Genomic DNA, 14,083 nt, shown 5'->3' on the forward strand with positions numbered 1-14,083 from the left:
GGACATTTTATGGATATCAAGACTGCCCTGAGCCGGATCGTCGGCCACCTGGACCTGAGCACCGCTGAAATGAGCGATGTGATGCGTCAGATCATGACCGGCCAATGCACTGACGCGCAGATTGGCGCGTTCATGATGGCCATGCGCATGAAAAGCGAGAGCATCGACGAAATCGTCGGCGCCGTCTCCGTCATGCGCGAGCTGGCAGACAAGGTCGAACTCAAAACCCTCGACGGCGTAGTGGACGTGGTTGGCACCGGCGGCGACGGTGCGAACATTTTCAACGTGTCCACGGCCTCTTCTTTTGTGGTGGCGGCGGCGGGTTGCACCGTGGCCAAGCACGGTAACCGTGCGGTGTCCGGCAAGAGCGGCAGCGCCGACTTGCTGGAAGCGGCGGGCATTTATCTCAACCTGACGTCGGTGCAGGTGGCGCGGTGCATCGACAACGTCGGCATCGGTTTCATGTTTGCCCAGTCCCATCACGGGGCGATGAAGCACGCGGCGGGTCCACGCAAGGACCTGGGCCTGCGCACCCTGTTCAACATGCTCGGCCCGCTTACGAATCCGGCCGGCGTGAAACATCAGGTGGTGGGTGTATTCAACCAGGCCCTGTGCCGACCGTTGGCTGAAGTCTTGCAGCGTCTGGGCAGCAAGCATGTGCTGGTGGTGCACTCCAAGGACGGCCTGGACGAGTTCAGCCTGGCCGCCCCCACGTTCGTGGCCGAGCTCAAGAATGACCAAGTCACCGAATACTGGGTCGAGCCCGAAGACCTGGGCATGAAAAGCCAGAGCCTGCATGGTTTGTCGGTAGATAGCCCGGCCGCCTCCCTTGAATTGATCCGTGATGCCCTGGGGCGTCGCAAAACCGAAAACGGTCAGAAAGCAGCGGAAATGATTGTGCTCAACGCTGGTGCGGCCCTGTATGCCGCCGACCACGCCTACAGCCTCAAAGAGGGCGTTGCCCTGGCCCATGATGCGTTGCACACCGGCCTTGCACGCGAGAAGCTCGAAGAGCTGGGTGCCTTTACTGCGGTGTTCAAAGTGGAGAATGAAGGATGAGTGTCCCGACCGTTCTGGAAAAAATCCTGGCCCGCAAGGCGCAAGAAGTGGCCGAACGCAGCGCCCGTGTGAGCCTGGCCGAGCTGGAAAGCCTGGCAAAAACGGCGGACGCCCCGCGGGGTTTCGCCCATGCGCTGATCAAGCAAGCCAAGGATAAGCAGCCAGCGGTGATCGCCGAGATCAAAAAGGCCTCGCCAAGCAAGGGTGTGATTCGCGAGCACTTTGTGCCACAAGAAATTGCGGTCAGCTATGAGAAGGGGGGCGCGACGTGCCTGTCGGTACTGACCGACATCGACTACTTCCAGGGCGCCGACCTTTACCTGCAACAGGCTCGCTCAGCGTGCAAGTTGCCGGTGATCCGCAAGGACTTCATGGTCGACCCGTACCAGATCGTCGAAGCCCGCGCATTGGGCGCCGATTGTGTGTTGCTGATTGTCTCCGCACTGGACGACGTGAAAATGGCCGAATTGGCCGCCGTCGCCAAAGGTGTTGGCCTGGATGTGCTGGTAGAAGTGCACGATGGCGACGAGCTGGAGCGTGCGCTGAAAACCCTCGACACACCGTTGGTGGGGGTGAACAACCGCAACCTGCACACCTTTGAAGTCAGCCTGGAAACCACCCTCGATTTGTTGCCGCGCATTCCTCGCGATCGCCTGGTGATCACCGAGAGCGGCATCCTCAACCGGGCGGACGTTGAGCTGATGGAAATCAGTGAGGTGTACTCGTTCCTGGTGGGCGAGGCCTTCATGCGGGCGGAAAGCCCGGGGGCGGAGTTGCAGCGTCTGTTTTTCCCCGAGCGGGGTGCGGCACCGATCACCGGCTCGACACTGGACTGATTGCCGTGCGCCCGGTGCCCATGACCGTTGAAGCGGGCCTGGCTGCCGAGCAGGCCTTGCTCGCGGCCGTCTGTGCGGGCGAGCAAGCGTTCGGGCTGCTGTTCTGGCAGCCCACCGATCAAGCGTTGGTGATGCCGCGTCGGTTGAGCCGGCTTCCCGCGTTTGAGGCGGCGAGCCAGGTGTCGGCCGAGGCGGGGTGGCCGGTGCTGCTGCGCGAAACCGGCGGTGAGCCGGTGCCGCAGTCGGCCGCGACCGTCAATATCGCGCTGGTCTACGCGCCGCCTCGCAGTGAGGGTGACCAGAACCGCATCGAAACCGCCTACCTGCGGTTGTGCCAACCCATTTGCGACGTGCTCATTGAGCTAGGAGGCGAGGCCTCCGTCGGTGAAATCGACGGCGCCTTTTGCGACGGGCGTTACAACGTCAACCTCAATGGCCGCAAGATGGTGGGCACCGCCCAACGTTGGCGCCAGAGCGGCGGGCGCCCGGTGGGGTTGGTGCATGGGGCGTTGTTGCTGGAGAACGATCGCATCGAGTTGATTGCGGCGGTCAACCGTTTCAACGAGGCGTGTGGCCTGGCGCAGCGGGTGCGGGCCGAAAGCCATATCGCCCTGCATGAAGCCTTTGCCGCGCCACACGCCTTGGGCCGACTCGACACCCTGTACCGCCAGACGCTGGCGGCATTGCTGGCCGGCTAACGGGTGCCGAATACCACCATCGTCTTGCCTTTGACGTGGACCAGGTTGCGCTCCTCCAGGTCCTTGAGGACGCGGCCCACCATTTCTCGCGAGCACCCCACGATCCGGCCGATTTCCTGACGGGTGATTTTGATCTGCATGCCGTCGGGATGGGTCATGGCGTCGGGTTGTTTGCACAGCTCCAGCAGGCACCGGGCGACGCGGCCGGTGACATCGAAAAACGCCAGGTCGCCGACCTTGCGGGTGGTGTCGCGCAGACGCTGTGCGATTTGGCCGCTGAGGGCGTAAAGAATGTCGGGGTCCTGTTGCGCCAGCTCGCGGAATTTTACATAGCTGATCTCGGCCACTTCGCATTCGACCTTGGTGCGCACCCACGCGCTGCGGTGTTGCTCCTTGCCAGCCTGTTCAAACAGCCCCAGCTCCCCGAAGAAATCGCCGCTGTTGAGGTAGGCGATGATCATTTCGCGGCCGTCGTCATCCTCGATCAGCACGGTGACCGAGCCTTTGATAATGAAGAACAGGCTTTCTGCGCGCTCACCCGCGCAGATGATGTTGTGCTTGGCCGGATGGCGCCGGCGCTGACAGTGCATCAGTAGTTTGTCGAGGTTTTTGATTTTGTGTGTGGGAGTAAGAGCAACCATGGTTGTATCCCGAAAAGACTGCACAGTGTGGTTCAGCTTATTTTTTATCCACTCGATGGCAAAGCGCCATTGAATTGGCGCCAGCTTAACAGACACATTCTTGCCATATGCGGGAATTTACCCGGTAAACCCGGTCGTTGATCGCTTTCATGGCAGCACTGCGCTGCCTGGGCCCTGTGCTAAGCTGGCGACCCTTTTTTAGCAGTGGAGTCTGGGCGATGAAGGCACGCATCCAATGGGCGGGCGAGGCTATGTTCCTCGGTGAGTCGGGCAGTGGCCATGTGGTGGTCATGGACGGCCCGCCGGAAGCCGGTGGTCGGAACCTGGGTGTACGCCCGATGGAAATGCTCCTGCTCGGTGTAGGCGGTTGCAGCAATTTCGATGTGGTCAGCATCTTGAAGAAGGCGCGTCAGGCGGTAGAAAGCTGCGAAGCGTTCCTGGAAGCCGAGCGCGCAACCGAAGACCCGAAGGTGTTCACCAAGATCCACATGCATTTCGTGGTCAAGGGCCGGGCGCTGAAAGAAGCCCAGGTCAAGCGGGCCATCGAGCTGTCGGCCGAGAAGTACTGCTCGGCGTCGATCATGCTGGGCGCTGCCGGTGTGGCGATTACCCATGATTACGAGATCATCGAGCTGGGTTGATCCCTCATCGGGCAAAAAGAAAGGGCGCTGTGAAAGCGCCCTTTTTATTCAGATCCGGTAAGCGCTTTTGGTCATGACCTTGGCCAGCAGGCTCATGCCGAACTTCACCGGCGCCGGGAAACGAAAGCCGCCCGCATCCAGCGCGCTTTCGGCGTGGTGTTCTTCATCGACACGCATCTGCTCAAGAATCGCCCGGGACTTTTCGTCCTCGGCCGGCAATTGTTCCAGGTGTTCATTGAGGTGCTTGCACACCTGGTGCTCGGTGGCGGCGACGAACCCCAGGCTGACTTTGTCGCTGATCAGCCCGGCGGCGGCACCGATCCCAAACGACAGCCCATAAAAAATCGGATTGAGCACGCTGGGGTGGCTACCCAGCTGGCGAATGCGTTGCTCGCACCAGGCCAGGTGATCGATTTCTTCTTCGGCGGCATGCTCCATCGCGGCGCGCACTTGCGGCAGCTTGGCGGTCAGGGCCTGGCCCTGGTACAGCGCCTGGGCACAGACTTCGCCGGTGTGGTTGATACGCATCAGGCCGACGACGTGGCGGGTGTCGGTTTCACTCATCACCGCTTCCGGCTGCAGCAGCGCGGGGGAAGGGCGGTAGGGCTGGCCGCTGAACGGCAGCAATGTGCGCATGGCCATGTCGGCTTGCAGTAACAGACGGTCAATCGGCGAGTAGTGACGTTGGGTAGTCATGCTGACCTCCGGGAAAAATCTCGGCGGCCAGTTTACCGCAAGAGAAGACAAAGCGTTTATGCCGGGGGCGGCACAAAAGGTCGCAGCCGGGTGCCGCGACCGTGCGTACGGTGCAATCAGCCCGGCGGCCAGTTCATCTGGCGCTGACCCAGCACATGCATGTGAATGTGATAAACGGTCTGCCCGCCTTTCGGGTTGCAGTTCATCACCACGCGAAAGCCTTCTTCACAACCTTGTTCCACCGCCAGGCGCTGGGCGGTGAAGAGGATGTGGCCCGCCAGGGCCTTGTCTTCTTCGGTCAGGTCATTAAGGGTGGGGATGTGTTTCTTCGGGATGACCAGAAAATGCACGGGCGCCGCCGGGTGGATGTCCTTGAACGCCAGGATCTGGTCGTCTTCGTAGATGATGTCGGCAGGTATTTCTCTGTTGATGATCTTGGTGAACAGAGTATCCACAGCTGTTTCTCCATAGTGAAAGTGCAGGCTGAGTGTACTCAGGCGATCTGCGCTCGCCCAGCCCTCAGCGGGAGTGGGTGATATCAGCGTGAGCAATAGGCCTTGTTGATGGCACCGGCGATTTTCCGGGTAAGCCAGCGCGGGCTCAGGCGCGGGCTGAACGTGAGCCAGCGGTTGCGACGGCCGGGGATGATGATGGCTTTGTTTTTCTCCAGGGCGCGTACGGCGTACAGCGCGACTTCTTCGGGGCTCATCAGTTGCTGGCTGCGGTCGAGCTTGGCGGTGTCCATTTGCGCCGTGCTGAAAAACGCGGTGCGCGTGGGGCCAGGGCACAGCACTGACACCTTGATGCCACAGCTTTTGAGTTCTTCGCGCAAGCCTTCGGAGAAATGCAGCACGTAGGCCTTGCTGGCGTAGTAACTGCTCATCCAGGGGCCGGGCTGGAAGGCGGCGACCGAGGCCACATTGAGAATCTGCCCGCCGCCGTGCAAGGCCATGGCATTGCCCAGCGCATGGCACATGCGGGTCAGGGCCAGGATGTTGACTTCGATCAGGTCCTGTTCGGTCATCCAGTCCAGTGCCAGGAACGGGCCGCTGGTGCCGATGCCGGCGCAGTTGACCAGCAGGTCGATCTGACGCTCGCCCTCTTCAAGTTCCAGCAGAAACCCCGAGAGTCGCAGCGGCTCGCTCAGGTCACAGGCGCGAAACAGCACCTCGACGCCAAAGCGTTGGGTCAATTCAATTGCAATGCTTTCCAACTGATCACGCTGGCGGGCCACCAGAATCAAGCTACGGCCCCGACGGGCGAGTGCTTCGGCCAAGGCCAGGCCGATGCCGCTGGAGGCACCGGTGATCAGAGCGTAACGGGTCATGCAGTTCTCCATCGCAACGCGCTACGCCTGGGACGGAAGCATCACAGGCGTAGGGCGTTTCTTCATTCTTGCGCAGAGTCTACAGGTTCGGCCGCGTCGTCAGCACTGTGCACGTCCACTTCCTCCACTACGGTGGTGTCGTCGCCTTCTTGCTCGTAGTTCAGGGAGCTGTTTTCGTAGTGGCTGTCGACGCTGTTTTCAAACCGGTCCAGGTAGCCATTCATGCCCAGGATGATGCCGCCGACCAGTAACAGCGGGAGGAACGCCAGCCACAGCGTGGCCAGGACTTTGACCGCAGTGCTATTGCGTGGCGGCGGGGGGCCGTATTGGTTGGCGCCCGCGTTACCCGGCAAGACCAACAACAGGAACGGGAAGATGCTGCCGACGAAGGGCACCAGGTGCAGGAACCACAGCCAGCCAGACCAACCAAGGTCATGCAGGCGTTGCACGCTGATCTGTATGTTGATCCAGAAAAAAGCAATGACTAACGCAATGCCGAGCAGAACACCCAGCACGGTCGCCGCCGTGGGCGATACGGCGGCAACGCCCAGGCCGACGGTAATCAGCACGCCGCTGATGGCAAACACCACCAGGGTCAGCACCAGTGTCCATGCCAACAGGCGCAGGCGGCCGATACGCCCGCGCAGGGTGAAGACCTTTAAGGTGGAGAATTCCGGCAGGTTTTCGCCCACCGCCGCGCGGGGCGGCGCATACGGTGAGGCGTTGGCGTCACTGGCGGCGGTTTCCTGGATTTCGTTCAGGCTGAAAGCCGCTGACTGCTGGGCTTCGATGCGGGCTTCTACGCCTGCGTTGTTCAGCGCGAGCAGATAGGTTTGGGCATCGGCGTGGGACAGGTCATGTTTGACGGCGACCGGGCGGCCGGTAAACAGTCGCTCGATCGACTCGACATCGGTCTTGAACAGTTCGGCCAGGTTCAGCCGGGCGGTGGTGCTTTCGACACCGGGGCGCAACAGGCCATCAAATATAATCGCGAAACGTTTATCGCTCATGCGGGCGTCCTTGTCACATCGGTAATAGGGTTAAGGGGTGGGCTGCCATGGCCGCCGGTCAACGGGGCCAGCGTTTGGGCAGTTGGGCTGCGTGCTCAAGCGCCTTGCGGTATTCGGCATCCAGGCGGGCGACGAGTTCATCGACGCTGGGCAAGTCGTTGATCTGCCCTACGCCCTGGCCCGCTGACCAGACCGTCTTCCAGGCCTTGGCTTCGTCTTTGAGGGGTTTTAGTTTGGCGCCAAAGTTGACGTCGCCTTTGCCTTGTAGGGCCGCCAGGTCAAACCCTGCGTTTTCCAGGCTCTGGCGCATAAAACTGGCGGGCACGCCGGACACGGCGGGAGTGTGCACGATGTCGGCGGCGCGGGATGTGAGCAGCATCTCTTTATAAGCATCCGGGGCGTGACTTTCGGTGGTGCCGATAAAACGGGTGCCGAAATAGGCCAGGTCTGCGCCGAGCAGCTGGGCCGCCAGGATCTCGTGGCCGTGGTTCAGGCAACCCGCCAGCAGCAGGGTCTTGTCGAAGAATTGGCGAATTTCCGCGATCAGCGAAAACGGGCTCCAGGTCCCGGCGTGCCCACCGGCCCCGGCAGCGACGGCGATCAGGCCGTCGACGCCCGCCTCGGCCGCCTTCTCGGCATGTCTTCGGGTGGTCACATCGTGAAACACCAGGCCGCCGTAGCTGTGCACCGCGTCGACCAGCTCCTTCACCGCGCCCAGGCTTGTGATCACGATCGGCACTTTGTGCTCGACGCAGATCGAAAGGTCGGCCTCCACCCGTGGGTTGCTGTGATGCACGATCAGGTTGACTGCATAGGGCGCAGGGTTATCCAGCAGCGCCAGGCCCGCTTCGATCTCTTGCAGCCAGGCCTTGAAACCGCTGCTTTCGCGCTGGTTGAGGGCCGGGAAACTGCCGACCACGCCGTTGCGGCAGCACGCCAGGACCAACTGCGGGTTGGAAATCAGAAACATCGGCGCCACCACGGCGGGCAGGCGCAGGCGTTGTTCAAGCAAAGCGGGCAGCGACATGGGAAGTCCCCCGAGTAATAGGCATTAAAACGGTTTGACCACGACCAAAATTACGATAGCCAGCAATATCAGAACCGGCACTTCATTGAACCAGCGATAAAAGACATGGCTGCGGGTGTTTTCGCCACGGGCAAAGCGTTTTACCTGCGCGCCACACATGTGGTGATAGCCGATCAACAGCACCACCAGGGTCAGCTTGGCGTGAATCCATGCGCCGGAACTGAAGATGGAAGGGTTGAGTGCGATCAGCCAGATCCCGAACACCAGGGTTGCGATCATCGCCGGGCCCATGATGCCGCGATACAACTTGCGCTCCATGAGGCTGAAGCGTTCTTTGCTGACGGTGTCTTCGCTTTGTGCGTGGTAGACGAACAGGCGCGGCAGGTAGAACAGGCCGGCAAACCAGCAGACGATGCTGACGATATGAAACGCTTTGACCCATAGATAGAGCATTTTAGTTATTCCCAGGTTCACGGTAGCTGACGATAGTAGTGGCTGGGGCGTCCATACGTCACGTTGACGGTTGTCGCAGGACGATGCGGCCCCTATTATCAACGGCTTTCCAGTGGGTTCGTTGAGGGCAGGTTTATGGTCAAGGTCGGTATCGTCGGCGGCACGGGTTACACCGGTGTCGAATTGCTGCGTCTGTTGGCTCAGCATCCGCAAGCTGAGGTGGTGGTCATCACCTCTCGATCCGAGGCGGGCCTTGCCGTTGCAGACCTGTACCCCAACCTGCGCGGCCACTATGACGGCCTGGCTTTCAGCGTGCCGGACATCAAGACCCTGGGCGCTTGCGACGTGGTGTTCTTCGCCACGCCGCACGGGGTGGCCCATGCGTTGGCCGGTGAATTGCTGGCAGCCGGTACGAAGGTGATCGACCTGTCTGCGGACTTCCGTCTGCAGGACGCCGATGAGTGGGCCAAGTGGTACGGCCAGCCGCACGGTGCTCCGCAATTGCTGGAAGAGGCGGTGTACGGCCTGCCGGAAGTCAATCGCGAGCGGATCAAGCAAGCCCGTTTGATTGCCGTGCCCGGTTGCTATCCCACCGCGGCCCAGTTGGGGCTGCTGCCATTGCTGGAAGCCGGTCTGGCAGACGCTTCGCGCCTGATCGCTGACTGCAAGTCGGGCGTCAGCGGTGCTGGCCGCGGTGCGGCAGTAGGTTCGTTGTACTCCGAGACGTCGGAAAGCATGAAGGCTTATGCCGTCAAAGGGCACCGCCACCTGCCAGAAATCCGCCAGGGCCTGCGCAATGCGGCGGGCAAGGAGGTTGGCCTGACGTTTGTGCCGCACCTGACGCCGATGATTCGCGGCATTCATGCCACGCTGTATGCAGCCGTGGTTGATCGGTCGATCGACCTGCAGGCGTTGTTTGAAAAACGCTATGCCAACGAACCGTTCGTTGACGTGATGCCTGCCGGCAGCCACCCGGAAACCCGCAGCGTGCGCGGTGCCAACGTGTGCCGTATCGCCGTGCATCGCCCGCAGGACGGTGATCTGGTGGTGGTGTTGTCGGTAATCGACAACCTGGTCAAGGGCGCATCGGGCCAGGCGGTGCAGAACATGAACATCCTGTTCGGCCTGGATGAAAAGCTCGGCTTGTCCCACGCCGGTATGTTGCCTTAACAGTCGGCGGCACGCTTGAAGCCGATGGCTTGGGGCTTGCCGCTGCTCGCTTAATAGTTGACCGCTTTTCTAGGAGAAGCGGATAATGCTCGCCATTACGCAGTTGTCGGCATTACGCCGGGAGATTACCAGCATGAGCGTTGAATCCTTCACCCCCACGGCTTTGCAATTCACCCACGGTGCCGCGCACAAGGTGAAGAGCCTGGTCGATGAAGAGGGTAATGATCGCTTGAAGCTGCGCGTATTCGTTACGGGCGGCGGTTGTTCAGGGTTCCAGTACGGTTTCACGTTTGATGAAGACGTGGCAGATGACGACACCATCGTCGAGCGCGAGGGCGTGAGCCTGGTCGTGGACCCGATGAGCTTCCAGTACCTGGCAGGAGCCGAAGTGGATTATCAGGAAGGTCTGGAAGGTTCGCGTTTCGTGATCAAGAACCCCAATGCCACCACGACCTGTGGTTGCGGGTCTTCGTTCTCGATCTGATCGATAGCGGTTTTTGTAAAACGCCGTTTGGCCTTGCGGGCCAAGCGGCGTTTTGCTGTGTGGGGTTCAGGCGGGGTAGATCGCGCCCAGCACTCGCAGCCCGCGTGCGCCGGTGACGCTTGGGCGATTGGCGGCAATGCCTTCGAGGCAGCAATGGGCCAGCCAGGCAAAGGCCATGGCTTCTACCCAGTCGGGATCTACGCCGTAAGTGGCGGTGCTGCTGACCTGCGTGGCGGGCAGCAAAGCGCCCAGGCGGCTCATCAAGGTGGCGTTGTGGGCGCCGCCGCCGCAGACCAACAGGGTTTGTGTGGTGGGTTGAGCGGTTTGCAGGGACTCGACGATGGTCAAGGCGGTGAGTTCCAGCAGCGTGGCTTGTACGTCTTGCGGGGCAAGCGTTGGCAGGCGGGCAAGGTGGTGGTGCAGCCAGCTGAGGTTGAACACTTCGCGACCGGTGCTTTTGGGGCCTTGGGTCAAGAAGAACGGGTCACTGAGCAGTGCCTTGAGGAGCGTGGGCGCCACCCGGCCCGTGGCGGCCCATTGGCCGCCGCGATCAAAATGCTCGCCGCGCTGCTGGTAGATCCAGGCATCGAGCAACACGTTACCGGGGCCGCAATCAAAGCCCGCCACGGGTTTATGGGGTTCGATCAGGCTGAGGTTGCTGAAGCCGCCCACATTCAAGACCGCTCGGTTGCCGTCCTGCTCACCAAACAAGGCTTCGTGGAAGGCGGGCACCAACGGCGCGCCCTGGCCACCGGCGGCGACGTCGCGGCTGCGAAAGTCGCTGACGACGGTTATGTCCGTCAGTTCGGCCAGCAAGGCGGGGTTGCCGATTTGCACGGTAAAGCCACGCGCCGGTTCGTGGCGAATGGTCTGGCCGTGGCTGCCGATCGCGCGAATATCCTGGGGGCTGAGTTTTTGCTGGCCCAGCAAGGCGTGAATACCTTGGGCGGCGAGGGTGACCCAGTGCTGCTGGGCAATGGCCGAACGGGCAATTTCGTCCGGGCCGCTGGCGCACAGCCCCAGCAGTTCGGCGCGCAGGGGCTCGGGCATGGGGATGTAATGGGTGGCGACCAGCTTGATCGCCTGGCGCTGTTCGATCAGCGCAATGTCCAGGCCATCAAGGCTGGTCCCGGACATCACACCTATATAGAGCGGCATGGCCTAGCGCTTCGCCGAGGCCAGCAACGTGGTGCGTTCCTGATCCATGCGGGCCATCAGCGGCTGGCTTTGTTGCAGGAAGCGCGCGCGTTCGGCCTTGGCGATCGGGTCGGCCATTGGCAGTTTCTGGCCCAGTGGGTCAACGTGAACGCCATTGACCTGGAACTCGTAGTGCAAGTGCGGGCCGGTAGACAGGCCGGTGGTGCCGATATAACCGATCACCTGGCCTTGCTTGACGTTGCTCCCGGTTTGCACGCCTTTGGCAAACCCCTGCATGTGGCCGTAAAGCGTGCGGTAAGTGTTGCCGTGCTGAATGATCACGGTGTTGCCATAACCACCGCGACGGCCTGCCAATAACACTTTGCCGTCACCGGCGGCCTTGATGGGCGTACCGCGTGGGGCGGCGTAGTCGACGCCTTTGTGGGCGCGGATTTTGTTCAGGATGGGATGCTTGCGACCCATGGAGAACCGCGAGCTGATACGGGCGAAGTCTACCGGCGTGCGGATAAACGCCTTGCGCATGCTGTTGCCGTCGGCGGTGTAGTAGCTGCTATTGCCTTGTTTATTGGTGTAGCGCACGGCGGTGTAGGTCTTGCCGCGGTTGGTAAAGCGCGCCGAGAGGATATTGCCGGTGCCGACCACTTTGCCGTTGGCGACTTTCTGCTCGTAGATCACGTCAAATTCGTCGCCCTGGCGGATGTCCTGGGCGAAGTCGATGTCATAACCAAACACGCTGGCCATGTCCATGGTCATGCTGTGTGACAGCCCGGCACGGGCAGCTGATTGCGACAGTGAGCTGTTGATAACGCCGTGGGCATAGGCGGAGCGCATCACAGGCTTGGTGGTGACGCGGTTGAACGCGAAACCCTTCGCACCTTTGGTCAGGGTGATGCTTTCCAGGTCGCTCACGCTGCTGTGCAGGTTGTTCAGTTGGCCGTCGGGGGTGAATTCAAACTCAAGCTTCTGGCCGTGCTTGAGTTGGGTGAATTGTTTGGCTTGCTTGTCACTGGCCAGTACGTCATTCACGGTGGTCGCAGGCAGGCCAACCTTTTCAAACAGTGTCGACAGGGTGTCGCCCTTGGCAACAATGACTTCGCGGTGTTGTGGGTTGCTGGCGACTTGCGGGGCGGGGGCGGGCTGCTCCTGAGCGGTCTTTGGTGTGTCTTCGGTGGTGTCTTCGATCTGGGCGAACGGTGATTCGACCGGGCCATTTGTGGCTTGTTCGGCGTCGGAAGCGTCTTGATGTTGTGTCAGTTGATCGGCAGGGGTTTCCAGGTCAAGGCTCAGGGTTGTTCGTTTTGCTTCTACGTCGCTGGAAGGGAATACCAGCAGCGCCAGGCTCAGGAGGGCGGCGATCCCACTGGCGGCCAGCAAGTGGGTTTTCGGGTAAAGCGGTGGCGCTTTAGACGGTTCAGTGGTCATAAGTAATTTGACTTTGAAGATGAAATGGAAAAGATGAATGACATGATGAAGATGAAATAACTGTATAAAATATAACCAAATCATCTGTGGTGCAAGCTTGCGGACGCGAAGCTCGCTGAACGGTGCCCGTATGTAGGGCAAAACTTGTAATTAGTCCCTGATCTTGTATGGTTGGTTCCTTTTTGAAACTGAGCCTTGCAGGTCTGTTATGAAGTCGGTTGAAGAGCAGCTAGCGCTGATCAAACGTGGTGCGGAAGAACTGTTGGTCGAAGCCGAGCTGGTCGAAAAGCTCAAGCGTGGCCAACCCCTGCGTATTAAGGCCGGCTTCGATCCTACGGCGCCGGATTTGCACCTGGGGCACACCGTCCTTATTAATAAGCTGCGCCAGTTCCAGGAGCTGGGGCATCAGGTGATCTTCCTTATCGGTGACTTCACCGGGATGATCGGTGACCCCAGCGGCAAAAGTGCCACCCGTCCACCGTTGACCCGTGAACAGGTTCTGGATAACGCCGAGACTTACAAGACTCAGGTATTCAAGATTCTCGATCCTGCCAAGACCGAGGTGGCGTTCAACTCCATCTGGATGGATCAAATGGGGCCGGCTGACTTCATTCGCCTGACGTCTCAATACACCGTTGCTCGCATGCTCGAGCGCGATGACTTCGATAAGCGCTACTCCACCAATCAGCCAATCGCTATCCATGAGTTTTTGTACCCGTTGGTGCAAGGGTATGACTCCGTAGCGCTGCGGGCAGATGTCGAGCTGGGCGGTACCGATCAAAAGTTCAACCTGCTGATGGGGCGCGAGCTGCAGCGTGCGTATGGGCAGGAGGCTCAGTGCATTCTGACCATGCCGTTGCTGGAGGGGTTGGATGGCGTCAAGAAGATGTCCAAGTCCTTGGGTAACTATGTGGGTATCCAGGAAGCGCCGGGTGTGATGTACAGCAAACTGGTATCGATTCCGGATGCGCTGATGTGGCGTTATTTCGAGTTGCTGAGCTTCCGCTCGATGGATGAGATCAACGCTTTGCGTGCAGAGGTTGAGGCGGGGGCTAACCCGCGGGACGTGAAGATCAAGCTGGCTGAAGAGATTGTTGCGCGTTTCCATGGTGAGGAGGCTGCGGCCAATGCTCACCGCGGTGCAGGCAATCGCATGAAGGATGGCGAACTGCCGGACGATCTGCCAGAGATTGAATTGACTGCTGCCGAGGCGATGCCGATTGCGGCTGTCCTTAATAAGGCGGGCTTGGTGAAAAACTCGGCGGTGGCCCGCGACCTGCTGGGTTCTGGCGGCGTACGTATAGATGGTGAGGTCGTTGATCGCACCTTTATATACGAGCTGGGCGCTACCCATGTTTGCCAGGCCGGCAAGAAGGCCTTTGCGCGTATTACGCTCAAGGCTGAATAAAAGCGAAATAAAGGGTTGACGGCGAATTATATCTGTCTATAATTCGCCCCACT

General features: G+C 60.4%; 16 protein-coding genes. 7 read left to right on the forward strand and 9 right to left on the reverse strand.

The features are described 5' to 3' along the window. Positions 1-9: 9 nt before the first annotated feature. From trpD to ACW9H9_RS21225, 3 genes are read left to right on the forward strand one after another with little or no spacing between them, the layout of a single operon-like run. Positions 10-1,059, forward strand: a complete 1,050-nt coding sequence (trpD, locus tag ACW9H9_RS21215; protein ID WP_457345100.1) for an anthranilate phosphoribosyltransferase — start codon at positions 10-12, stop codon at positions 1,057-1,059. Then, positions 1,056-1,895 carry an indole-3-glycerol phosphate synthase TrpC gene (gene trpC / locus ACW9H9_RS21220; protein ID WP_457345101.1) on the forward strand — a complete coding sequence of 280 codons (840 nt, stop codon included), beginning with the start codon at positions 1,056-1,058 and terminating at the stop codon, positions 1,893-1,895. The genes trpD and trpC overlap by 4 nt, the downstream gene beginning before the upstream one ends. Positions 1,896-1,915: 20 nt before the next feature. Continuing rightward, positions 1,916-2,593, forward strand: a complete 678-nt coding sequence (locus tag ACW9H9_RS21225; protein ID WP_457345115.1) for a lipoyl protein ligase domain-containing protein — start codon at positions 1,916-1,918, stop codon at positions 2,591-2,593. Here ACW9H9_RS21225 and crp read toward each other — a convergent pair. After that, positions 2,590-3,234: a cAMP-activated global transcriptional regulator CRP gene (gene crp, locus ACW9H9_RS21230; protein ID WP_457345102.1), complete on the reverse strand. Its 645-nt coding sequence runs from the start codon at positions 3,232-3,234 to the stop codon at positions 2,590-2,592. The two genes, ACW9H9_RS21225 and crp, sit on opposite strands and share 4 nt — an antisense overlap. Before the next feature lie 218 nt (positions 3,235-3,452). Here crp and ACW9H9_RS21235 point away from each other — a divergent pair, with 218 nt between their 5' ends. Next, complete coding sequence (locus ACW9H9_RS21235; RefSeq protein WP_457345103.1) at positions 3,453-3,875, forward strand: OsmC family protein; 423 nt, start codon at positions 3,453-3,455, stop codon at positions 3,873-3,875. Positions 3,876-3,923: 48 nt separating this feature from the next. Here the strand turns inward: ACW9H9_RS21235 and coq7 are convergent, their stop codons facing one another. From coq7 to hemJ, 6 genes are all read right to left on the reverse strand, one after another. Continuing rightward, positions 3,924-4,571 carry a 2-polyprenyl-3-methyl-6-methoxy-1,4-benzoquinone monooxygenase gene (gene coq7, locus ACW9H9_RS21240; RefSeq protein WP_457345104.1) on the reverse strand — a complete coding sequence of 216 codons (648 nt, stop codon included), beginning with the start codon at positions 4,569-4,571 and terminating at the stop codon, positions 3,924-3,926. Between the two features lie 116 nt (positions 4,572-4,687). Next, positions 4,688-5,026 carry a histidine triad nucleotide-binding protein gene (locus tag ACW9H9_RS21245; RefSeq protein WP_457345105.1) on the reverse strand — a complete coding sequence of 113 codons (339 nt, stop codon included), beginning with the start codon at positions 5,024-5,026 and terminating at the stop codon, positions 4,688-4,690. Positions 5,027-5,109: 83 nt separating this feature from the next. Next, entirely contained in the window at positions 5,110-5,898 is a 789-nt protein-coding gene (locus ACW9H9_RS21250) for an SDR family NAD(P)-dependent oxidoreductase (protein WP_457345106.1), read from the reverse strand. A gap of 62 nt (positions 5,899-5,960) precedes the next feature. Next, positions 5,961-6,908: a DUF805 domain-containing protein gene (locus tag ACW9H9_RS21255; RefSeq protein WP_457345107.1), complete on the reverse strand. Its 948-nt coding sequence runs from the start codon at positions 6,906-6,908 to the stop codon at positions 5,961-5,963. Between the two features lie 58 nt (positions 6,909-6,966). Further along, positions 6,967-7,935, reverse strand: a complete 969-nt coding sequence (locus ACW9H9_RS21260; protein ID WP_457345108.1) for an NAD(P)H-dependent flavin oxidoreductase — start codon at positions 7,933-7,935, stop codon at positions 6,967-6,969. 24 nt (positions 7,936-7,959) lie between these two features. Beyond that, positions 7,960-8,388, reverse strand: coding sequence for a protoporphyrinogen oxidase HemJ (gene hemJ / locus ACW9H9_RS21265; protein WP_457345109.1), 429 nt, complete (start codon positions 8,386-8,388; stop codon positions 7,960-7,962). Between the two features lie 135 nt (positions 8,389-8,523). Between hemJ and argC the strand changes: the two genes are divergently transcribed. Both argC and erpA read left to right on the forward strand, forming a co-directional pair. Then, entirely contained in the window at positions 8,524-9,558 is a 1,035-nt protein-coding gene (argC, locus tag ACW9H9_RS21270; protein WP_457345110.1) for an N-acetyl-gamma-glutamyl-phosphate reductase, read from the forward strand. Positions 9,559-9,691: 133 nt separating this feature from the next. Continuing rightward, a complete protein-coding gene (gene erpA, locus ACW9H9_RS21275; RefSeq protein ID WP_003176443.1) occupies positions 9,692-10,042 on the forward strand; it encodes an iron-sulfur cluster insertion protein ErpA in 351 nt (116 codons plus the stop codon). A gap of 66 nt (positions 10,043-10,108) precedes the next feature. Here erpA and ACW9H9_RS21280 read toward each other — a convergent pair whose 3' ends face one another. After that, entirely contained in the window at positions 10,109-11,200 is a 1,092-nt protein-coding gene (locus ACW9H9_RS21280) for an anhydro-N-acetylmuramic acid kinase (protein ID WP_457345111.1), read from the reverse strand. 3 nt (positions 11,201-11,203) lie between these two features. After that, on the reverse strand, positions 11,204-12,622 hold the full coding sequence (locus ACW9H9_RS21285) for a peptidoglycan DD-metalloendopeptidase family protein (protein ID WP_457345112.1): 1,419 nt from the start codon (positions 12,620-12,622) through the stop codon (positions 11,204-11,206). Positions 12,623-12,830: 208 nt separating this feature from the next. Between ACW9H9_RS21285 and tyrS the strand changes: the two genes are divergently transcribed. Beyond that, entirely contained in the window at positions 12,831-14,030 is a 1,200-nt protein-coding gene (gene tyrS, locus ACW9H9_RS21290; RefSeq protein WP_457345113.1) for a tyrosine--tRNA ligase, read from the forward strand. Positions 14,031-14,083: the final 53 nt, after the last annotated feature.

Source organism: Pseudomonas sp. SDO5215_S409 (assembly GCF_054071325.1).